Origin of the sequence: Streptomyces sp. NPDC021019, from assembly GCF_044333295.1 — a bacterium.
Lineage (GTDB): Bacteria > Actinomycetota > Actinomycetes > Streptomycetales > Streptomycetaceae > Streptomyces.
In genome coordinates, this window is sequence record NZ_JBIRQR010000001.1 from 1,779,108 (window position 1) to 1,799,578 (window position 20,471).

The following is a 20,471-nucleotide window of genomic DNA, read 5'->3' on the forward strand; positions in this document are numbered from 1 at the left end:
TGCCCCGATCGCCCGGGCACAGCGGCCCACGCATGTCCGGGGCAGCGCTGGTGCGGCTCGGCCCCGGCACCGGGCGGGTCCACCGGCGACCGGCGGCCCAGGCGCTGGGACGCGCCCTCGCGCGGGCGGTCTGACCCCGGCCGGAGCTGGGTAACCCATGGGTAATGAGCGGGCGTCCGGCCGGGCATGGTTGGATGCGAAAGCAGAGCGGATGACGAGGGTGTCCAGTCGGGACAGGCGGGAATCGTGAGGATCTTCGGGAAGGTACGGCATCGGCCGTCCGCCTCTTGGCGGCAGGCCACGGACCGCGCGTTCACGCTGATCGGCGACGGCCGGTACGAGGACGCGGGGGCGCTGCTGACGCGCGCGGCGGATCTGGAGCCCTGGCTCTCGGAGTCCTGGTTCAATCTGGCGCTGCTGCACAAGTTCCGGCACGACTGGGAGCAGGCGAGGGCGGCGGGCCTGCGGGCCGTCGCCCTGCTCGACCGGGAGTCGGGCGCCCCGGACTGGTGGAACGTCGGGATCGCGGCCACCGCGCTCCAGGACTGGCCGCTGGCGCGGCGGGCCTGGCAGGCGTACGGCCTGAAGGTCCCCGGCGGCGGTCAGTACAGCGCGGCCACCACCGAGCCGACCGGTATGGAGCTGGGCAGCGCCGCTGTGCGGCTCTCGCCGGAGGGCGAGGCCGAGGTGGTCTGGGGCCGTCGGCTCGACCCGGCCCGGATCGAGGTGCTCTCGATCCCGCTGCCGTCCTCCGGGCGGCGCTGGGGCGAGGTCGTCCTGCACGACGGGGTGCCCAACGGCGAGCGGGTCACCGCGGCCGGACCCTCGTATCCGGTGTTCGACGAGATCGAGCTGTGGGCCCCCTCACCCGTGCCGACCTGGGTGGTGCTGCTGGAGGCGGCGACCGAGGACGACCGGGACGCGCTGGAGAAGCTGGCATCGGACGCCGGGTTCGCCGCCGAGGACTGGTCCTCGTCCGTACGGCTGCTGTGCCGGGCGTGCTCGGAGAGCCGGATGGAGAGCGACGAGGGCGACGGGGAGCACCTGGACCCGCACGACCACAGTGAGCCGGGCCACCCCGGGCCGTTGGGCCACCGCACCGCGGGCGCCGGAGACCTGTGGGTCCCGGAGCGCGAGTGCGGTCTCGCGGCCCCCGCCGGGCTGGTGCGCGGGCTGCTGGACGGCTGGGTCGCCGACAGCCCGGACAGCCGCGAGTGGCGGGATCTCGAAGAAGTCTGCTGACCTCTGCCCGTAGGCTGTACGCGCACCGATCGCGGTGCTGTTCCTCCGAGCGCCCCGAGTACCCGGGCGCTCGGGTCACCGAGTCTGAGGTTTTGCAGGAAGGCGTACGGCGGACATGTCGCAGCAGGAGACGGACGGGCGGATCGGAGTGGACGACGAGGGGTTCCTCGTCGACACGGAGGACTGCGAGGAGCGCGAGGCGGCCTACCGCGAGCGCGGCACCTCCCGTCCGATCACGGTCGTGGGCAACCCGGTGCTGCACAAGGAGTGCAAGGACGTCACCGCGTTCGACGACGAGCTGGCGCGGCTGATCGACGACATGTTCGCCAGCCAGAAGACGGCCGAGGGCGTCGGCCTGGCCGCCAACCAGATCGGCGTCGACCTGAAGGTCTTCGTCTACGACTGCCCCGACGACGACGGGGTGCGCCACACCGGCGTCATCTGCAACCCGGTCCTGGAGGAGCTGGCCCCCGAGGCGCGGGTGCTGGACGACTCCAACGAGGGCTGTCTCTCGGTCCCGACCGCGTACGCCTCGCTCGCCCGCCCCGACTACGCGGTGGTGCGCGGGCAGGACGCGCAGGGCAATCCGGTCAAGGTGCGGGGCAGCGGCTACTTCGCGCGGTGCCTCCAGCACGAGACGGACCACCTGTACGGCTACCTGTACATCGACCGGCTCTCCAAGCGGGAGCGCAAGGACGCGTTGCGGCAGATGGACGAGGGCACTCCGCGTTACGAGGTCGTCCCGAACGCCTGAGGACGCCCCCTGCGGGGACCCGGTACCGGTTCGCCGGTGCCGGGTCCCTGTTCGTTTCCGTTCCACCCCTGGCAGATAACTGCAGTTTCCCCAGGGGTAGTTGACGCGCGTAGCTGTCTGGGCCAGGCTCGCCTGCACATCGACCGTGACGTTCAGAGGGAGACCCCTGTGCTGAGACGCACCGCACGCGTTCTGCTCGGACTTGTCATGACCATTACTTTCGCTCTGGGGGGTGCGGTGCTGACCGCCGGCACCGCCCAGGCCGACGGCTGCTACACCTGGACCCGCACCCTGAAGGCCGGGGCCACCGGCAACGACGTCACCCAGCTCCAGATCCGGGTGGCCGGCTACCCGGGCTACAACGCGGTGCTCGCCATCGACGGCTCGTACGGCCCCGCCACCACCGCCGCCGTCAAGCGGTTCCAGGCGGCCTACGGCCTGGCCGCCGACGGGATCGCCGGGCCGGCCACCCAGTCCAAGCTCTACGCGCTCCAGGACAACGACTGCACGCCGATCCACTTCACGTACCCCGAGCTGAACAAGTGCAACAGCACCTGGGCCGGCGGGAAGGTCGCGGCGGGCACGGCCAAGGCCAACGCGCTGAGCAGCATGTGGAAGCTGGAGGCGCTGCGCCACGCGCTGGGTGACCAGTCCATCCGGGTCACCAGCGGCTTCCGCTCCGTCTCCTGCAACGCGGCCGTGGGCGGGGCCTCCAACAGCCGCCACATGTACGGCGACGCGGTCGACCTCGGCGCCTCCCCGCACTCGCTGTGCACGCTGGCCAAGCAGGCCCGCTACCACGGCTTCCGGGGAATCCTCGGCCCGGGCTACAGCGGCCACAACGACCACGTGCACGTCAACCAGGGCCCCAGCCGCTTCTGGTCGGCGCCCAGCTGCGGTATCTGACCCGCCGCGGACGACGGGCAGCCGGTGACCGTGCCCGGCGGCGCTCAGGCGACGTCGGGCACGGAGGTGGTCGCCGGACCCCGGAAGGTGCGGCGGTAGGCGTTCGGTGTGGTGCCCAGCGCCCGTACGAACTGGTGTCGCAGGGTCGCCGCCGTACCGAAGCCCGTCCGCCCCGCGATCGTGTCGATCGTCAGCTCGGACGTCTCCAGCAGGTGCTGGGCCAGCAGCACCCGCTGCCGCAGCAGCCACCGGTAGGGCGTGGTTCCGGTCTCCTGCTGGAACCGCCGGGCGAAGGTACGCGGCGACATGTGCGCCAGCGTCGCCAGCTGCTCCACGCTCATCTCCTGGTCGAGGTGCTGTTCCATCCAGGCCAGTGTCGATCCGACCGTGTCGCACGAGCTCCGGGGCAGCGGGCGGCTGATGTACTGCGCCTGCCCGCCGTCCCGGTGCGGCGGCACCACCATGCGCCGGGCGAGGGTGTTGGCCGCCTCCTGGCCGTACTCCTGCCGGATCAGATGCAGACACGCGTCGATCCCGGCGGCGGTGCCCGCCGAACTGATCACCGCGCCCTCGTCCACGTACAGCACGTCCGGCTCGACGACCGCCTTCGGGAAGCGCCGCGACAGCTCCGCCGCGTGCCGCCAGTGCGTGGTGCAGCGGCGGCCGTCCAGCAGCCCGGCCGCGCCCAGGACGTACGCCCCCGAGCAGACGCTCAGCACCCGTGAGCCGCGCGCGACGGCCCGGCGCAGGGCGTCGAGCACCTCCTCGGGATACTCGCGCCGCACGAAGTGGCTGCCCGCCGGCACGGCGATGAGGTCGGCCTCCTCCAGCCGCTCCAGGCCGTGCGGCGTGGAGATGGTGAAGCCCGCGTGGGTGTTCAGGACGGGCCCCTCGGCGGAGACCACCGCGAAATCGTGCACCGGCAGGCCCTCGTCGCTGCGGTCGAGGCCGAACACCTCGCACAGGACGCCGAGTTCGAAGGGGTGGACCTCATCGAGGAGGAGGGCGGCGACATTGGTCAGCATGGACCGAGTGTGGCAGCTATTTGATGTCCCATGGCAGTCCTGCCACTGATGTTTCTCGTACCGGCGGTCCAGAGTAGAGGCATGAACACCTTCCTGAACTACCTGGTCGTAGCCGCACTTTTCGCCCTCGTCCTCGCGCCCGTGGCCCTCGGCGTCGCCCGCGATCGCCGCATCGACCGCCAGCTGCGGGAGGCGGAACGCGGTCGGCGGGCGGCCGGGCCCCCGCAAACGCGGAGCGCCGCGCGACCCTACAAGGTCACGCGGCGCTCCTACCCGAAGGGTTGGGCGAAGGCCTGAGGGAGCGCCTTGCCGGTCGGGCCACGCCCCGGCATGGCCGTCTCCGGAGGCGACGCCGGCTCAGCCGACGACGGAGAAGAAGACGGAGGTGTCCTCCGCCCACCAGAACGAGCCCTCACCGTCGGCCCATTCGGAGTACCAGCCGTCAAGGGCCTCGGTGAGCTCCGTCAGTGCGTACCGGAGCTCGGGATCGATCCGGCCCGACGCCTCGCGGTAGGCCTGGATGGCGGGCCCGGCCTTCTGCATCGGCCAGCACCCGATCTCCGGTGACCCCTCCAGGGGCCGGGGAACGTGGAAGGCGATCTCGGACGGCGGTCCGCTGTAGATGTACTGACTGGGCAGCAGGTCGGCCGCGACGCCCGCCGTGCTCAGCTCGTCGTCCAGAGTCGTGAAGACGGTGATGGGGCTGCGGTAGCTCGCCAGCGTGGATATGTCACTGGCGTTGTGGTCGATGACGATCTGGAGAGCCGCGTAGTAGGCGCTTCCGGCCCATTCGGCAGGGGAGTCGGCACGCCCGGAGACGAGTTGATCCAGGGCGTCCTGCACCGGCAGCCCCCAGTCCACGCCCTGGTGGTCCAGACCGTCCTGCCGGGCTCGGGCCGCCTCCCGCATCTTGTCCAGCAATTGCAGGTCGTCGGCGGTCAGGTCCTTCGCGGGAAGGAATCGCGCGATCTCTCCGCGGTTCGCCATGCTGTAGTTCACGATCTTGCTCATGGGCGCATTCTCCCAAGGCCGTCCGCCTCCGTCCGCGACGTTCGACGCCGTCCGACCGGCGGCACAGCCCCGCCTCACCGCGCCGGGCCCGGAGGGCGGCGGCGGCAACAGGCAAGGTCCCGGACACCGACCGGTGCCCGGGACCGCCTCGTCAGGGTCTAGAAGTCGTCGTCGAACCCGACCGAGCCCTCCACGGCCACCTGGTAGGCGGACGGGCGGCGCTCGAAGAAGTTCGTCAGCTCCTGGACGCCCTGGAGCTCCATGAAGGAGAACGGGTTCTCCGAGCCGTACACCGTCGGGAAGCCGAGGCGGGCGAGCCGCTGGTCGGCGACGCACTCCAGGTACTGGCGCATCGACTCGGTGTTCATGCCCGGCAGGCCCTCACCGCACAGGTCGCGGCCGAACTGCAGCTCCGCCTCGACCGCCTCCCTCAGCATGTCGGTGACCTGCTGCTCCAGCGCGTCGTCGAAGAGCTCCGGCTCCTCCTTGCGGACGGTGTCCACGACCTCGAACGCGAAGTTCATGTGCATCGTCTCGTCACGGAACACCCAGTTGGTGCCCGTGGCGAGACCGTGCAGCAGACCGCGCGAGCGGAACCAGTACACGTACGCGAACGCGCCGTAGAAGAACAGCCCCTCGATGCAGGCCGCGAAGCAGATCAGGTTCAGCAGGAAACGGCGGCGGTCGGCCTTCGTCTCCAGCCGGTCGATCTTCTCGACCGAGTCCATCCACTTGAAGCAGAACTGGGCCTTCTCGCGGATCGAGGGGATCTCCTCGACCGCGTCGAACGCCGCCGCCCGGTCGTCCGGGTCGGGCAGATAGGTGTCCAGAAGCGTCAGATAGAACTGGACGTGCACGGCCTCCTCGAAGAGCTGCCGCGACAGGTACAGCCGCGCCTCGGGGGAGTTGATGTGCTTGTACAGCGTCAGCACGAGGTTGTTGGAGACGATCGAGTCACCGGTCGCGAAGAACGCCACCAGTCGGCCGATCATGTGCTGCTCGCCCGGCGACAGCTTGGCGAGGTCGGAGACGTCGGAGTGGAGGTCGACCTCCTCCACGGTCCAGGTGTTCTTGATCGCGTCCCGGTAGCGCTCGTAGAAGTCCGGGTAGCGCATGGGGCGCAGGGTCAGCTCGAAGCCCGGGTCGAGCAGGTTCTTGTGGTCGTCGGTGCTCATTACTGGCAGGCCTCGCAGGACTCGGGGTTTTCGAGGGAGCAGGCGATGGCGTCCGCGTCGGGAGCCGACGCCTGCTGTACGGGAATGGGGGCGGCGGCCGCCGCCTGGCCGGACGCGGCACGGGCGATCCGGGTCGCCGGGCGCGAACGCAGGTAGTACGTCGTCTTCAGCCCCTGCTTCCAGGCGTACGCGTACATCGAGGAGAGCTTGCCGATCGTCGGCGTCTCCAGGAACAGGTTGAGCGACTGGCTCTGGTCGAGGAACGGCGTACGGGCCGCCGCCATGTCGATCAGGCCGCGCTGCGGGATCTCCCACGCCGTGCGGTACAGCGCCCGCACGTCGTCGGGGATCCAGGCGAAGCCCTGCACGGAGCCGCTCGCCTCGCGCAGCGCCTCACGGGTGCGGGCGTCCCACACGCCGAGCTTCTTCAACTCGTCCACCAGGTAGGCGTTGACCTGGAGGAACTCACCGCTGAGCGTCTCGCGCTTGAACAGGTTGGAGACCTGCGGCTCGATGCACTCGTACACCCCGGCGATCGAGGCGATCGTGGCGGTCGGGGCGATGGCCAGCAGCAGCGAGTTGCGCATGCCGGTCTTCGCGATCCGGGCGCGCAGGGCGTTCCAGCGCTCCGGCCAGTTCAGCTCGGTGTCGTAGTGGTCGGGGTGCAGCACCCCGCGCGCCGCCCGGGTCTCGGACCAGGCGGGCAGCGGACCCGACCGCTCCGCGAGGTCGCAGGACGCCTCGTAGGCGGCCAGCATGATCCGCTCGGAGATCTTCGTGGAGAGCGCGCGGGCCTGCGGCGAGTCGAACGGCAGGCGCAGCTGGAAGAAGACGTCCTGGAGCCCCATCGCCCCCAGGCCGACCGGCCGCCAGCGGGAGTTGGAGCGCCCGGCCTGCTCGGTCGGGTAGAAGTTGATGTCGACGACCCGGTCCAGGAAGGTCACGGCGGTCCGCACGGTGGCGTCCAGCCGGTCCCAGTCGATCGAGCCGTCCGCCACGAACGCGCCGAGGTTGACCGACCCCAGGTTGCAGACGGCCGTCTCACCGTCGTCGGTGACTTCGAGGATCTCGGTGCACAGGTTCGAGGAGTGGACGACGCGGCCCGGCTCGGCGGTCTGGTTCGCGGTCCGGTTCGAGGCGTCCTTGAACGTCATCCAGCCCTGGCCGGTCTGCGCGAGGGTCCGCATCATCCGGCCGTACAGCTCACGCGCCGGAATCGTCCTGCGCGCCAGCCCCTTGGCCTCGGCCGCCCGGTAGGCCGCGTCGAACGCGTCGCCCCACAGGTCGACCAGCTCGGGCACATCGGCGGGGGAGAACAGCGACCACTCGGTGTCCGCGTCGACCCGGCGCATGAACTCGTCCGGGATCCAGTGCGCCAGGTTCAGGTTGTGCGTACGCCGCTGGTCCTCGCCCGTGTTGTCGCGGAGCTCCAGGAACTCCTCGATGTCCGCGTGCCAGGTCTCCAGGTAGACCGCCGCCGCGCCCTTGCGTCGGCCGCCCTGGTTCACCGCCGCGACGGAGGCGTCCAGCGTCTTCAGGAACGGCACGATGCCGTTGGAGTGCCCGTTGGTGCCCCGGATCAGCGAACCCCGGGCGCGGATGCGGGAGTACGACAGACCGATGCCGCCCGCGTGCTTGGAGAGCCGCGCCACCTGGTGGTAGCGGTCGTAGATCGAGTCCAGCTCGTCCTTCGGCGAGTCCAGCAGATAGCAGGAGGACATCTGCGGGTGCCGGGTGCCGGAGTTGAAGAGCGTGGGGGAGGAGGGGAGGTAGTCCAGCCGGCTCATCAGCCCGTACAGCGCGGCGACCTCGTCCAGCGCCCGCACCGACTCGTCCTCGGCGAGGCCCGCGGCCACGCGCAGCATGAAGTGCTGCGGGGTCTCGATGACCTGCCGGGTGATCGGGTGGCGCAGCAGGTAGCGGCTGTGCAGCGTCCGCAGACCGAAGTAGCCGAAGCGGTCGTCGGCGCCGTCCGCCAGGGCCTGGTCGACGAGCTGGTCGAGGGCGGCCGAGTGGAGCGCGACGAACGCGGCGGTGCGGTCGGCGATCAGGCCCTCGCGGTGGCCCACGGCGACCGAGGCGGAGAAGGACGTCGCGCCCTGGCCCGCGGCCTCGTCCGCGATCGTGCGGGTCAGCAGCCGGGCGGCCAGCCGGGAGTACGCCGGGTCCTCGGAGATGAGCCCCGCGGCCGCCTCGGTGGCCAGCGAGCGCAGCTCGGCCTCGTCGGAGCGGGCGTTGCGTCCGCGCAGCGCGGCGGCGGCGACCCGTCCGGGGTCGGTGTCGGGAAGATCGACGGTGAGGTCGGTCAGGGTCCGCAGCAGGGCGGTCCCGGGTCCGTCGTTCGTGCCTGCTCCGGACGTGGTGGAGGCAGCGGATTCGGTGGCTGAAACCGGATCGGCGGGCGCGATGGTCACTGGGCTTTCCCTCGCTCGGCAGGGGCCGGCGGCAGGCGGGGAAGCCGGGCAGCGCGAAACCCGGGGCAGGGCGGCACAGCTGACGGCGTCCACCGGCCTATCCGCGAGACCCGGACGTATGGCGTCCGGTTCGGTCGAGCCGGACGCGCTGTCGACAGGTCTTCGGACTTGCGGGTGTGCACATGCACACCGATCACACCGTTGCGGGACAGTTCCGGATTCGCACCGGATTCCCCTGCGGCGACAGCGAGGTCGAGCATACATGTGGGGGCCGCCGGATGAAGCGGCCCCCACATGTTGTGTCGCGACGATTCAACGCGCCCCTCAGGAGGGTGCCTCCAGCTCCAGCCGGAAGGTCATGAGACGTAGCCCCGGCACCGGTTCCCAGTCCCGTCCGGGGGTCCGTGCGAAGCCGAGCCGACGGTAGATCCTATGGGCTCCGAGCATGGCCGACTGTGTCGACAGCACCAGCGCCCGCACACCGTCGGCGGACCGGGCGCGCTCGACGCACGCCCGCACGAGAGCCTCCCCCACGCCCCGCCCGCGCCCCTCGCGGGCCACGGCCAGCATCCGGAACTCGGCCTCGTCCGGACCGGCGATGTCGCGCCACGGGGTGCCGGGTGCCGCATACGTCACGCCGCCGAGCACCGCCCCGTCCGCGTCGAGCGCGACGAGGACCTCGGCCTCGGCCGCGCGTTGCTCCACCGCCCGCAACTTCAGCAGATACGGGTCCTGCGGGCCGCCGTCCAGCAGCCCGTCGCCGAGATACGCCTCGGCGGTGATCCCGCCGAGGACGGCGTACTCGGCGGGCTCCGCCGCCCTGATCGTCAGGTCCATCACCCACTCGCTCCCACGTCAGCTCCTCCGTCGGCCACTCGCCTCTACGTCGGCCACTCACTCCCGCGTCAGTCGCTCGCTCCCCTGTCAGCCGCTCGCTCCCACGTCGTTGTTGGGCGCGCCGTCGCCCACCGGCGGCAGGTCGCCGCGTTCGACCGGCTGCCGCCGCGCGGTCTCGTCGGCAGGCGGCAGCACCCGGTCCAGCTCGTGGTCGTCGGCGCGGTGGGCGGCCCGCGCCGCCGACCGCAGCGTCGCCCGGTCCACCTCCTCGGGCGCCCCGCTCAGGGTGACCACGAGTCCGCCCTGCTCCCGCGCGTAGGCGTGGCCCGACTCCGTGGCCCGGTACCACTGTTCGCCGTCCCGCTCGCACGTCTTCAGGGGCTCCTGACCGCCGGCGGGCGCGGGGTCCTTCGTGCAGTCGGCCCCGGCGTGTGCCCGGCGCTCCACCCGCAGCTGGATCTGCCCGCCGTCGGGCGTGGTGTAGACGCTGCCGAACCCGTCGTCGCCGATCACCCCGACCGACTGGCGGGCCAGGGTGTACCCCGGGACTTCGGTCACCCACACGTGCTCCGTGACGGTCTGCGCGGCCAGCGCCCGCGCCTCCAGCTCCGCCCGGTCGGGCGCGGGGTCGGCCGATCCGCTCCGCGCCGCCTCCGCGTCGGGCGCCACCTCGGTGCCGCAGCCCGTCGCCGCCGCCAGGCTCAGCGCCAGCGCCAAGGTCGCGAGTACGGGGCGGTGCCGGGGCGGCCGGGGCGGCCGGGGATGCGGTGTCATGGGCACATCCTTTCGTACGGTGAGGGCTCCGCGCACCGGGAATTCGGCGGCGCCCGGGCCGGTGCGAGGGCGCGAAAAGGGGCCGCCGCGCCCGGGAAGGGGTGCGGCGGCCCGAGCTTCGGCCGGTGCGCTCAGCAGCAGCGGAAGCCCTCGCGGGGATCCGCCTCGCGGGCGTCCATGCGGCTGCGTTCGAAGGCGCGACGGCTCATCACCGGCGTGTCCGGATCATGGGTCCTCGCGTGCGCGACATAGCGGTCGTACGTCGACTCGCCGGTCAGCTCACGGACGTACCAGCGGATCCGTCCGGCCACCCGTCGTACATCCGCGACCGTCATGTCCGGCTCCCCGTCTCCGCCGCCTCCTTGCGGATGCCGCCCTCGGGGCCGACCCCGGCGGCGGCCAGTTCGGCCTTCTCCTCCTTGGTCGCGAAGAGCGAGGCCGGGGCGACGAGCTTGGACTCGACGTAGGGCGTCTCGTGGAGCCTGACGCTCTCCGGGTCGCGGATGGCCTTGTAGCACACCCGCCCGGCGTCCACGAGCACCACGATGATGAGGAGCGCGAAGAGCGCGCTCAGCACCCCGTCGACGGTGGAGTTGGTGACGACGGTCCGCATGTCGTCCATGCTCTTCGCGGGGGCCAGCACCTCGCCCGCGTCGATGCCCGCCTGGTACTTGTCGCGCTGGGCGAAGAAGCCGATCTTGACGTCGTCGGAGAAGATCTTCTGCCAGCTCGCGGTGAGGGTGACCGCCACGTCCCAGGCGAGCGGGACCGCGGTGACCCACGCCCACTTCAGGCGACCGGACTTGACGAGCAGGGTGGTGCAGACGGCCAGCGCGACGGCCGCCAGCAGCTGGTTGGCGATGCCGAAGAGCGGGAACAGCTGGTTGATGCCGCCCAGCGGGTCGTGCACGCCGACCCAGAGGAAGTAGCCCCAGCCGCCGACCACGACGGCGCTGGCGAACCAGACGCCCGGCTTCCAGCTGACCTCGCGGAACGGCTTGTAGACGTTGCCCAGCATGTCCTGGAGCATGAAGCGCCCGACCCGGGTGCCCGCGTCCACGGTGGTGAGGATGAAGAGCGCCTCGAACATGATGGCGAAGTGGTACCAGAACGCCTTCATCGCGGTCCCGCCGACCACCGCGGAGAAGATCTCCGCCATGCCGAGCGCGAAGGTGGGCGCGCCACCGGTCCGGGAGAGCAGGCTCGCCTCCTCGACGTCCTTGGCGGCCTGGGCCAGGGCGTCCGGGGTGATGGTGAAGCCGAAGCCGGCCACGGCCTGGGAGGCGGACTGGACACTGTCGCCGATCACGCCGGCGGGTGCGTTGATGGCGAAGTAGAGGCCGGGGTCGATGATGCAGGCGGCGATCATCGCCATGATCGCGACGAACGACTCGACCAGCATGGCGCCGTAGCCGATCATCCGGATCTGCGTCTCCTTCTGGACCATCTTCGGCGTGGTGCCGGAGGCGACCAGGGAGTGGAAGCCGGAGAGCGCGCCGCAGGCGATGGTGATGAAGACGAAGGGGAACATCGAGCCGGCGAAGACCGGGCCCGAGCCACTGGAGGCGAAGTCGGTGACCGCGGGCATCTTCAGGGTCGGCAGGGCGACGACCACGCCCAGGGCCAGCAGCCCGATCGTGCCGACCTTCATGAAGGTGGAGAGGTAGTCCCGCGGGGCCAGCAGCAGCCACACGGGGAGCACGGAGGCGAAGAACCCGTACACGATCATCCAGATCACCAGCGTGCCCGGCTCGAGCGTGAAGAAGTCCGCCCACGACGACTCGGCGACCCAGCCGCCCGAGACGATCGCGAGGAGGAGCAGCGCGACGCCGATGAAGGAGACCTCGCTGACCTTGCCGGGCCGCAGGGTGCGCAGATAGACGCCCATGAAGAGGGCGATCGGGATCGTCATGCCGATGGAGAAGACGCCCCACGGCGAGTGCGCGAGCGCGTTCACGATGACCAGCGCGAGGACCGCGAGCAGGATGATCATGATGATGAAGACCGCGACCAGGGCGGCGATCCCGCCGACCGGGCCGATCTCGTCGCGCGCCATCTGGCCGAGCGAACGGCCATTGCGGCGCGTCGAGAAGAAGAGCGTCACCATGTCCTGGACGGCGCCGGCGAAGATGACGCCGACGACGAGCCAGATCGTGCCGGGCAGATAGCCCATCTGCGCGGCGAGCACCGGGCCGACCAGGGGCCCCGCCCCGGCGATGGCGGCGAAGTGGTGGCCGAACAGGACCCGGCGGTCGGTGGGGTGGAAGTCGACGCCGTTGTCCAGCCGTTCGGCGGGGGTCGCGCGGTTCCTGTCGGCCTTCAGGACGCGGTTGGCGATGAAACGGGAGTAGAAGCGGTACGCGATGGCGTACGAGCCGAGGGCCGCTGCCAGCATCCAGGCGGCGGAGACCTCCTCACCCCGCGAGAGCGCGAGGGTGGCCCAGCCGATGGCGCCGACCAGGGCGACCAGGCTCCAGACCACGACGGACCTGGGGGAGATGCCCCGTTTCCCCGGCGCCTGCGGTGCCGATGGTGCTGGTGCGGGCGTGTTCGCCATGTGGTGACTCCGTCCCCTCGCTGATCACCGGTGCAATGGGCAGGAAATCTAGGGGACGCGTCCGCCCAGCGTCACCCCCCGTCCGCATTGCGGTCCGGCAACGGTGATGTATCGCACGGGGACACGGGTGCCGCCGCGTTTTGGTTCACCCGGGACACGTCGGCCTTCGGGCCGGTCAGATCCAGCCCCGGCGCGCCGCCTCCGCGCCCGCCTGGAACCTGCTGCGGGCCTGCATCCTGGCCGTCAGCTCCGCGTTCATCCGGCGCACCGTGCGCAGGGACACCCCCAGCCTGCGGGCGGCCGTCGCGTCCGTGTGCCCCTTCGCCAGCAGGGACAGCAACTCGTCCTCCTGCGGGGTCAGCCCGTTGCCGTCGCGGCGGGGAGCGGAGCCGAGCGGGGTGGCGGTGGCCCACAGCTGCTCGAACAGGAGCCGGGCCACCGCGACGGCCCCCTTGCTCCGCAACTCCAGCGCGCCCGCCCGGCCGTCGTCGGGGTCCAGCGGCACCAGGGCCACCTCCCCGTCGACCACGACCATGACCAGCGGCAGGGTGGGCAGCGTACGGCTCTCCGCGCCGAGCAGGCCCAGCCGGTTCACATAGCGCAGGGTCGAGGGGTCGTTGCGGAAGCTGTCCTGATAGATGCTGCGGAGCCGCACGCCGCGCTCCAGCGCCCGCCGGTCCAGCGGCCCGCTGGCCTCCAGCGTGTCCGGGGACTGCGCGCCACCGGGCAGCAGCGAGAGGCACTCCGTCCGGGCCAGCTCGGCCAGTTCGGTCAGCCGCTCGCGCACCGCGTCGAGCCCCTCCAGCCGTTTGACGACGTCGAAGCCTCCGCCCGCCCGCCGCCCCCGGTCCGTCGTGAGGGCCGACATCGCGTCCCGCGCGATCTCAAGCCCCCGTTGCTGCCGGGCCAGTTCGGCCTCCCGGCGGGAGAGGAGGAACGGCAGGCTGGCGGCCGGGTCCAGCGCGCGGAAGACCGGCGGGCCCTGCTCCGTACCGCGAGGGCCGTCATCCAGCAGGCACAGCTCGGCCAGTTGGTCGAGAGCCCGGCGCACATCGTCCTCGCTCCGCCCGAGCCGCGCCACGATCTCGTCCAGCCGCAGTTCCGGCTCCTCCAGAACGAGCCGGTACACCAGCTCCGTCCGTGCTTCCAGCCCCAGTACCTCTAACATCTCTGGCTCCCCCGCAGATGTCACGCCGTCCCCGCACTCCCGTACGGGACGCCACTTCAGCACCGGGCGCGAGTGTAGGGCCGACCTGTTGTGAAGGTATAGACCAGGTCCACGGGATGGATGGACCCCGAGCGGCCGCACGTGGCCGGAAAGGCCGAGGCCGCCGCGCGGCCGGGACGGGCGCCGACGGGGGCATGAATGGCCGCAAGGTGCCTGGCAGTTGCCTGCCACCACCGCATCGTCCCAGGCGGCGGGCCCCGTACGGCCGCCCGCGGAGCTGGCACCCTGCTGCCCCGCAACTCCCGGCCACCCGGAGACCGTGGCCTCCGGGGAGGCGATGGCGACAGGATCAGGCCGTCACAAGCCATTCACACACCGCTACATCTTCGAGGAGCTCCCGATGCGTGCGTTCCGTTATCCGACCCGCCGCCCCTCGCCGGCCGTACTCGCCGCCACGGGCCGGGAGGGCTTCTCCTGGGGGTGACCCCGGGAGGACGGGACGCCTCCGTGTTCCTGGTGACCGCGCTCCTGGTGCGTACCGAACCCCCGCACCCCGACCGGTGGACGGCACGGGACCTGGCCGGGCGGCTGCGCGCCCACCGCGCCGGCGCCCGCGTCCAGAGCACCGGACCGCACCCCGGGGGCCCGGTCCACGTGTACGTCTCCGAGAGCCCGGACGGCTCGGTCCGCGCCGCGCTCTACATGGAGAGCCCCGACTTCGTGCACGCCGAACTGGCCGCGCTGGACTTCCTCCTGACCCTCCTGAGCGCCGCGCGCCCCGCCTCCCTCGGCTGGCGGCCCGCGGCCCTCGGAGGCCCGGACCCGCACCGACCCCCCGAACCGAGAGGACCGGACCCGCCATGCCACGGGAGCGCCCCACCGTGTCAGTGATCATCCCCAACCACAACTACGAGAAGACCCTGCGGGCCTGCCTCGAATCCGTCTACGCCCAGACCCTGCGCCCTCGGGACGTGGTCGTCGTGGACGACGCCAGCACCGACCGCTCGCGCGACATCGCCCGCGAGTTCCCCTGTGTGCTCGTCGCCCGCCCGGACAACGCGGGGGTCTCCGCCGCCCGCAACCTCGGCGTCGCCGCCTCCGCCGGCCAGGTGCTGTTCTTCCTCGACTCCGACATCGCGCTGGCTCCCGACGCGATCGAGAACGCCGTCGACCTGCTCATGGACGACCCGGAGACCGGCTGCGTCCACGGCGTCCTGGACCCCGAACCGCTCTTCGACGACGGCCCGGTGGAGGTCTACCACTGCCTGCACGCCCATTTCTGGCGACACCGCAGCGCCGGAGTCGTCGGCACCGCCTTCTTCGCGCTGGCCGCGATCGAGCGCCGCGTCTTCGAGGCGACCGGGCCCTTCGACGAGAACCTCCGCGACTCCGAGGACGTCGAGTACAGCGACCGCCTCGCCGCCACCCACCGCATCCGCCTCAGCGAGCGGGTGACCGGCCGCCACGACGACGTGGACCGGCTGCTGCCGATGCTCGCCGAGCAGTACCGCCGCTCCCAACTGCTCGTCCCCGTCGCCGCCCTCGAGCGCCGGCGCGGCGGTGGGCTGCGCGCCAACCGCACCGGCGGCGTCCTGGCCGCCGGTCTGGTCCCGCTCACCCTCCCGCTCGCCCTGCTCACCCCCTGGCTGCTCGCCGTACCGCTGGCCTGCGCCGTGGCCTTCGCACTGGCGGACCCGGGGCTGTCGCGTTTCGTGGCCCGCCGTGAGGGGTGGCCCTTTCTGCTCCGCTTCACCGCGCTGCACTTCGCGGTGCACCTGGCGCTCGTCCTCGGCGCGGTGGTCGGTGGGCTGCGCTGGCTGGTCGACCCCCGTTTCGGTCCATCCGCCCGGGGCCGCCGCGACCGGTCCGCCCCGGTGGCCGCCCCGTGAGCGCCGGAGTCGACCAGGAGCGCGGGGCCGCCGGGGCGGGGAGGCCCGGGGCGCCCGAGGCCGGTCCCGGCACGCCCGGGGCACCCGAAGCCGGGCCCGGGAAGCCCGGGGCCGGAGCGGGGATGCCCGGGCCCGCGGCACCCGAAGCCGCCGCCCGTCCCTCCCGCCGCGCCCGGCTGCTGCGCACGGCCGCCGCCCTCGTGCTCGTCGCGGCGACCGCCTTCGCCGTGGGCGGTTCGCTGCGCGGCGCCGGTACGGAGATGGCCGAGGCAGCCGCACGGCCCGGGGGAGTGCTCCTGCTCGTCGCCGCCCTGCTCGCCAACGCGGCCGGGCTCGTCCTGTCGATGCTGTCCTGGCGGGTCCTCGTCGTGGACGGCGGCTCCACGGTCCGCACCAGTGACACCGCCCGGATCTTCTTCATCGGCGTCATCAGCAAATTCGTGCCCGGCCGCATCTGGGGCGTCCTCGCCCACATCCAGCTCGGCAAGGCCGTCGGCATCGCCCCCGAGCGGATGATCGCCGCCTTCGGCCTCGGCCTCGTCATCGGGATGACCACCGGGGCCGCCGCCGGTCTCCTCGTCGCACCGGCCGTGTTCGGCACGGGCGCCTGGGTCTTCGCCCCGCTCGTCCTGCTCGCCGCCGCCGCCGTGGCCCGGCCCGGCTGGGTGGGCCGCCTCGTCGCGTGGACGATGCGGCTGGCCCGCCGCCCGGACGGAGCCGCCGATGGCTCGCCCCGGGCCCTGCGGCTCTCCATCGGCTGGGCCTGCGCCTCCTGGGCCGTCTCCGGACTCCACCTGTGGGCGATCGCCGTCCTCCTCGGCGCCCCGCCGCTGCTCTCCCTGCCGGTCTGCGTCGGCGGCTTCGCCCTGGCCACCGTCGCCGGAAGCCTCGCCTTCGTCCTGCCCGACGGCTGGGGCGCCCGCGAACTCGTCCTCCTCGCGCCCCTCGGCGCGGTCATGCCGCTGTCCGCCGCCACCGCGGCCGTCATCGCCAGCCGGCTGGTCTGCGTGCTCAGCGAGGTGACCGCCACCGGCGCCGCACTCGTCTGGGCCCGCGCCGCCGGACCCCTGCCCACCCCCCGACCCGCGCTCCAGGAAGGAGCCGCATGACCTCCGACGCCACCCCCCTGCTCACCGTGGACGACTGCGAACAACTGTCGACGAGCCAGGTGCACGAGCTGTACCGGTCCCACGTCAACAAGAGCCAGGTCTCCCTGATGACCTCCTTCGGCTTCGGCCGCGAACTCGTCGACCACGCCGAGGGGTCCTGGATCCACACCCGCGACGGCCGCCGGATCCTCGACTTCACCGGCGGCGTCGGCGTCCTCAACCACGGGCACAACCACCCGCGGATCCTCGCCGCCCGCCGCCGCTTCCAGGAACAGCGCCGGATGGAGGTCCACAAGACCTACTTCTCGCCCTACATCGCCGCCCTCGGCCACAACCTCGCCCAGCTCCTCCCCGGCGACCTGAACCTCTCGTTCTTCCCCAACTCGGGGGCCGAGGCCGTCGAGGGCGCGGTGAAACTCGCGTACAAGTACCACGGCGGCCGCCGGCGGCAGATCCTGCACGCCGACATCAGCTTCCACGGCAAGCTGCTGGGCTCCGGCAGCCTCACCGGCAGCGCCCAGAACGCCTTCGCCTTCCCCGGCATCCCCGGCGTCTCCGCCTTCCGCTACGGCGACCTCGGCTCGGTACGGGATGCGGTCGCCCAGGCCCGGGACGCCAAGGGCCGCTGCGACGTCTACGCGATCCTCATCGAGCCCTTCTCCGCCTCCACGATGACGGAGTGCTCCGAGGAGTTCCTGCGCGGACTGCGGGAGCTGTGCACCGAGGAGAGGATCGTGCTGATCTTCGACGAGATCTACACCGGCTGGGGCAAGACCGGCAGCCTCTTCCACTTCATGCGCTACCCCGGGCTCGTCCCGGACGTGGTGACCACCTCGAAGTCCTTCGGCGGCGGCAAGTCCTCCGTCTCCGCCTTCGTCGCCCGCGAACCCGTCTTCCGCAAGGCCTACGACAGCCTGGGCGACGCCATGCTCCAGTCCACCAGCACCACCTACTACGGCTTCGGCGAGGAGACCGCCACCGCGCTGGAGGCCGTCAACATCGCGGTCGAGGACGACTATCCGGCCCGCGCCCGCGCCATCGAACGCGTCCTCGCCCCGGGCCTGGAGCGGCTGCGCAAGCAGTACCCCGACATCATCGCGGACGTCCGGGGCGCCGGAGCGCTGTACGGGATCTTCCTCGACGGCGGCCCCCGCCTCCTGGACCTCGCCGCGAAGATCGCCCCCGGCGGCCTGGCCCGCGACCCGCTGCTGCGCACCAAGGTCATCACCTGCGCGGTCGTCAACGCGATGTACCACGACCACGACGTGTACATGTACTACACGCTCAACGGCCGCAGCCCGCTGGTGGCCGCGCCCTGTCTGGTCGCCGGAGCCGACGAGGTGGAGATCTTCCTCGACGCCTTCGACAAGACCCTGGCCAAGGGCATGAACCGGCTCCTCACCGCCTTCCTCAAGGACAAGGCGGTGTCCCGATGGGCGGCCTGACCATCGCCGTGACGGGAGCCGCCGGCATGCTCGGCTCCCACCTGGTGGCCCGGCTCGCCGCCGACGGCCACGACGTCGTCGGCGTCGACCTGCGCGACGACCCCCGCCCGCCCGCCGGGGCACGGCACGTCGTCGCCGACATCCGCGACGCGGCGGCGCTCGCCCGCGCCTTCGACGGGGCCCACGCACTGGTCCACTGCGCGGCGGCGCTGCCCAGCTACCCCGTCGACCAGATCCGCTCCATCACCGTCGACGGCACGCGCACCGTCCTGACCGCCGCGCACCGGGCCCGGGTCGACCGCGTCGTGCACATCTCCTCCACCGCCGTCTACGGGCTCCCCAAGCGGGTCCCCACCCCGGAGGAGCACCCCCGCGAGCCCGTCGACCCGTACAGCAGGGCGAAGGCCGAGGCCGAGGAGGTCTGCGAGGAGTTCCGGGCGCGCGGGATGTGCCTGCCGGTGCTGCGCCCCAAGACCTTCCTCGGGCCCGGCCGCATGGGCCTCTTCTCGATGCTCTTCGAATGGGCCGAGGAGCGCCGCAACTTCCCGGTCCTGGGCCGGGGCGACGTCCGCATCCAGATGTTCGGCATGGCCGACCTCGTCGACGCCGTGGTGCTCGCCCTGAACGCCCCGCCCGAGATCGCGAACGACGTCTACAACCTGGGGGCCGCCGAATTCGGCACCCTGCGCGAGGACTTCCAGGCCGTGCTGGACGCGGCCGGGCACGGCAGACGCGTCGTCCCGCTGCCGGCAGCACCGGCACTCGCGGTCCTGCGCCTGCTGGAGCGCACCAAGCTCTCCCCGGTCTACGGGCGGCTGCTCTTCAAGCTCCTCGACGACAGTTACGTGGACATCGGCCGGGCCACCGAACGGCTCGGCTTCCGTCCCGCGCTCTCCAACCAGGACGCCATCCTCGGCACGTACGCGTGGTGGCGCACCCAGCGGGGGGCCGGCACACCCGCTCCCGGAGCCGGCCGGACCAGCCGGGACCCGTGGCGCCAAGGGGCGCTCGGCCTGGCCAAGGTCTTCTTCTGATCCCCTGGAGCCCTGCCGTGGACATCACCCGGTCCTCACCCGCGCCCGTGCGCGTGGTGGCAGTCCCGCCCGAGCCCGAACCCGCCGACCTCACCGTGCTGCCCGAACCCATCGCCGTAGAACCGCTTCAGCCGCTTGAGCCACTACCGACCGTGACCGCGAGCGCGATCACCGCGACCACGAGCGCGACGACGACCACGAGCGCGACCGCGACCGACGTGCGGGGCCGTCGCCGCCGCAACCGCCCCCGCGACCTCCTCGCACTCCTGCGCCCCGGCCAGTGGGTGAAGAACCTGGCCGTCGTCCCGCTCGCCCTGCTCGACACCCACCCCTGGGGGACGACCGCCTTCCTGCGCACCGGCTGGGCCGTCCTCGGCTTCACCCTCGCCTCCGCGCTCGTCTACGTCGTCAACGACCTCGCCGACCGGGAGCGGGACCGGCTGCACCCGGCCAAACGCCACCGTCCGATCGCCTCCGGCCGGGTGTCCGCCGCCGCCGCCGGAGCGCTGACCGGCGTCCTCGCCCTGTCGCTGACCGGCTGGGCGGTGGCCGGCCCCGCCTGGCAGTGGTGGCCCACCGCCCTCTACCTGGCGCTGAGCCTCGCCTACTCCCAGGGGCTCAAACACGTACCGCTGGTGGACGCGTTCATCGTGGCGACCGGCTTCGTGCTGCGGCTCGTCCAGGGGTCGCTGCTCGTCGGCGCCCGGCTGTCCGAGTGGCTGGCGCTGTGCGTCTTCTCGCTCTGCCTGATGCTGGCGCTCGGCAAACGCCGGCACGAGATGACGGCGGCGGGCCGGGCCCACCGTCCCGCCCTGCGCGGCTACACGCTCGCCTTCCTCGACCACCTCGTCGTCCTGGTCGCCGTGCTGACGGCCGTCAGTTACGTGCTCTACCTGCGCGACGACGCGGCCCTCGCCGCCGGGGCCTCCCTCGTCACCCTGCTCTCCGCCCCCTGTGCCGTCTTCGGCCTCGCCCGCTACCTCCAGCTCCTCCTCGTCGAGGAGGGCGGCGGCAACCCCGTGCACGTCCTCTTCCGCGACCGCGCCACGCTCGTCAACGCGGCGCTGTGGGCGGTGCTCGTCGCCCTCGCCCTCCTCCTCCCGCAAGCGTCCGCATGACCCACCGACCGCC

The 20,471-nt window shown here is 72.1% G+C and carries 19 protein-coding genes and 1 riboswitch; of the genes, 10 read left to right on the forward strand and 9 right to left on the reverse strand.

The features are described from left to right. The first annotated feature begins 246 nt into the window (after positions 1–246). From ACH4RG_RS08290 to ACH4RG_RS08300, 3 genes are all read left to right on the forward strand, one after another. The gene (locus tag ACH4RG_RS08290) at positions 247–1,242 is read left to right on the forward strand and encodes a tetratricopeptide repeat protein (protein ID WP_397929206.1); all 996 of its coding nucleotides are present in this window, start codon (positions 247–249) and stop codon (positions 1,240–1,242) included. A 115-nt stretch (positions 1,243–1,357) separates the two neighbouring features. Beyond that, positions 1,358–1,996 (forward strand): peptide deformylase, encoded by a 639-nt coding sequence (gene def, locus ACH4RG_RS08295; RefSeq protein ID WP_018959148.1) that lies wholly within the window; start codon positions 1,358–1,360, stop codon positions 1,994–1,996. A gap of 168 nt (positions 1,997–2,164) precedes the next feature. After that, entirely contained in the window at positions 2,165–2,902 is a 738-nt protein-coding gene (locus tag ACH4RG_RS08300) for a D-Ala-D-Ala carboxypeptidase family metallohydrolase (protein ID WP_397929208.1), read from the forward strand. A 44-nt stretch (positions 2,903–2,946) separates the two neighbouring features. Here the strand turns inward: ACH4RG_RS08300 and ACH4RG_RS08305 are convergent, their stop codons facing one another. Beyond that, on the reverse strand, positions 2,947–3,927 hold the full coding sequence (locus ACH4RG_RS08305; RefSeq protein WP_397921511.1) for a GlxA family transcriptional regulator: 981 nt from the start codon (positions 3,925–3,927) through the stop codon (positions 2,947–2,949). 81 nt (positions 3,928–4,008) lie between these two features. On the opposite strand from ACH4RG_RS08305, the gene ACH4RG_RS08310 reads away from it, so the two are divergent. Continuing rightward, a complete protein-coding gene (locus ACH4RG_RS08310; protein WP_397921510.1) occupies positions 4,009–4,224 on the forward strand; it encodes a hypothetical protein in 216 nt (71 codons plus the stop codon). Positions 4,225–4,284: 60 nt separating this feature from the next. Here ACH4RG_RS08310 and ACH4RG_RS08315 read toward each other — a convergent pair whose 3' ends face one another. From ACH4RG_RS08315 to ACH4RG_RS08350, 8 genes are all read right to left on the reverse strand, one after another. Beyond that, on the reverse strand, positions 4,285–4,938 hold the full coding sequence (locus ACH4RG_RS08315; RefSeq protein WP_397921508.1) for a hypothetical protein: 654 nt from the start codon (positions 4,936–4,938) through the stop codon (positions 4,285–4,287). Positions 4,939–5,096: 158 nt separating this feature from the next. Beyond that, positions 5,097–6,113, reverse strand: coding sequence for a ribonucleotide-diphosphate reductase subunit beta (locus ACH4RG_RS08320; RefSeq protein ID WP_397921507.1), 1,017 nt, complete (start codon positions 6,111–6,113; stop codon positions 5,097–5,099). Continuing rightward, positions 6,113–8,527, reverse strand: a complete 2,415-nt coding sequence (locus ACH4RG_RS08325; protein WP_398539272.1) for a ribonucleoside-diphosphate reductase subunit alpha — start codon at positions 8,525–8,527, stop codon at positions 6,113–6,115. The genes ACH4RG_RS08320 and ACH4RG_RS08325 overlap by 1 nt, the downstream gene beginning before the upstream one ends. Positions 8,528–8,662: 135 nt before the next feature. After that, positions 8,663–8,799: riboswitch (cobalamin riboswitch) on the reverse strand. Positions 8,800–8,851: 52 nt separating this feature from the next. Next, positions 8,852–9,364: a GNAT family N-acetyltransferase gene (locus ACH4RG_RS08330; protein WP_397921505.1), complete on the reverse strand. Its 513-nt coding sequence runs from the start codon at positions 9,362–9,364 to the stop codon at positions 8,852–8,854. A gap of 87 nt (positions 9,365–9,451) precedes the next feature. Next, the gene (locus tag ACH4RG_RS08335) at positions 9,452–10,138 is read right to left on the reverse strand and encodes a hypothetical protein (protein WP_397929215.1); all 687 of its coding nucleotides are present in this window, start codon (positions 10,136–10,138) and stop codon (positions 9,452–9,454) included. Between the two features lie 131 nt (positions 10,139–10,269). Beyond that, on the reverse strand, positions 10,270–10,473 hold the full coding sequence (locus ACH4RG_RS08340) for a YbdD/YjiX family protein (protein WP_361879017.1): 204 nt from the start codon (positions 10,471–10,473) through the stop codon (positions 10,270–10,272). Beyond that, entirely contained in the window at positions 10,470–12,695 is a 2,226-nt protein-coding gene (locus ACH4RG_RS08345) for a carbon starvation CstA family protein (RefSeq protein WP_397921503.1), read from the reverse strand. Before ACH4RG_RS08345 ends, ACH4RG_RS08340 begins: the two co-directional genes overlap by 4 nt. 175 nt (positions 12,696–12,870) lie before the next feature. Further along, positions 12,871–13,863, reverse strand: a complete 993-nt coding sequence (locus ACH4RG_RS08350) for a LuxR C-terminal-related transcriptional regulator (protein ID WP_397921502.1) — start codon at positions 13,861–13,863, stop codon at positions 12,871–12,873. Positions 13,864–14,370: 507 nt separating this feature from the next. Between ACH4RG_RS08350 and ACH4RG_RS08355 the strand changes: the two genes are divergently transcribed. Genes ACH4RG_RS08355 through ACH4RG_RS08380 form a run of 6 tightly spaced genes read left to right on the forward strand, consistent with a single transcriptional unit; the run spans position 14,371 to position 20,458 of the window. After that, positions 14,371–14,754 carry a hypothetical protein gene (locus ACH4RG_RS08355; RefSeq protein ID WP_397921500.1) on the forward strand — a complete coding sequence of 128 codons (384 nt, stop codon included), beginning with the start codon at positions 14,371–14,373 and terminating at the stop codon, positions 14,752–14,754. Then, positions 14,751–15,752: a glycosyltransferase gene (locus ACH4RG_RS08360; RefSeq protein ID WP_398539404.1), complete on the forward strand. Its 1,002-nt coding sequence runs from the start codon at positions 14,751–14,753 to the stop codon at positions 15,750–15,752. Before ACH4RG_RS08355 ends, ACH4RG_RS08360 begins: the two co-directional genes overlap by 4 nt. Beyond that, on the forward strand, positions 15,749–16,861 hold the full coding sequence (locus tag ACH4RG_RS08365) for a lysylphosphatidylglycerol synthase domain-containing protein (RefSeq protein WP_397921498.1): 1,113 nt from the start codon (positions 15,749–15,751) through the stop codon (positions 16,859–16,861). Before ACH4RG_RS08360 ends, ACH4RG_RS08365 begins: the two co-directional genes overlap by 4 nt. Then, complete coding sequence (locus tag ACH4RG_RS08370; RefSeq protein WP_397921496.1) at positions 16,858–18,306, forward strand: aspartate aminotransferase family protein; 1,449 nt, start codon at positions 16,858–16,860, stop codon at positions 18,304–18,306. The genes ACH4RG_RS08365 and ACH4RG_RS08370 overlap by 4 nt, the downstream gene beginning before the upstream one ends. Further along, on the forward strand, positions 18,294–19,340 hold the full coding sequence (locus tag ACH4RG_RS08375) for an NAD-dependent epimerase/dehydratase family protein (RefSeq protein ID WP_397921494.1): 1,047 nt from the start codon (positions 18,294–18,296) through the stop codon (positions 19,338–19,340). Before ACH4RG_RS08370 ends, ACH4RG_RS08375 begins: the two co-directional genes overlap by 13 nt. 17 nt (positions 19,341–19,357) lie before the next feature. After that, on the forward strand, positions 19,358–20,458 hold the full coding sequence (locus tag ACH4RG_RS08380; RefSeq protein WP_397921493.1) for a UbiA prenyltransferase family protein: 1,101 nt from the start codon (positions 19,358–19,360) through the stop codon (positions 20,456–20,458). Positions 20,459–20,471: the final 13 nt, after the last annotated feature.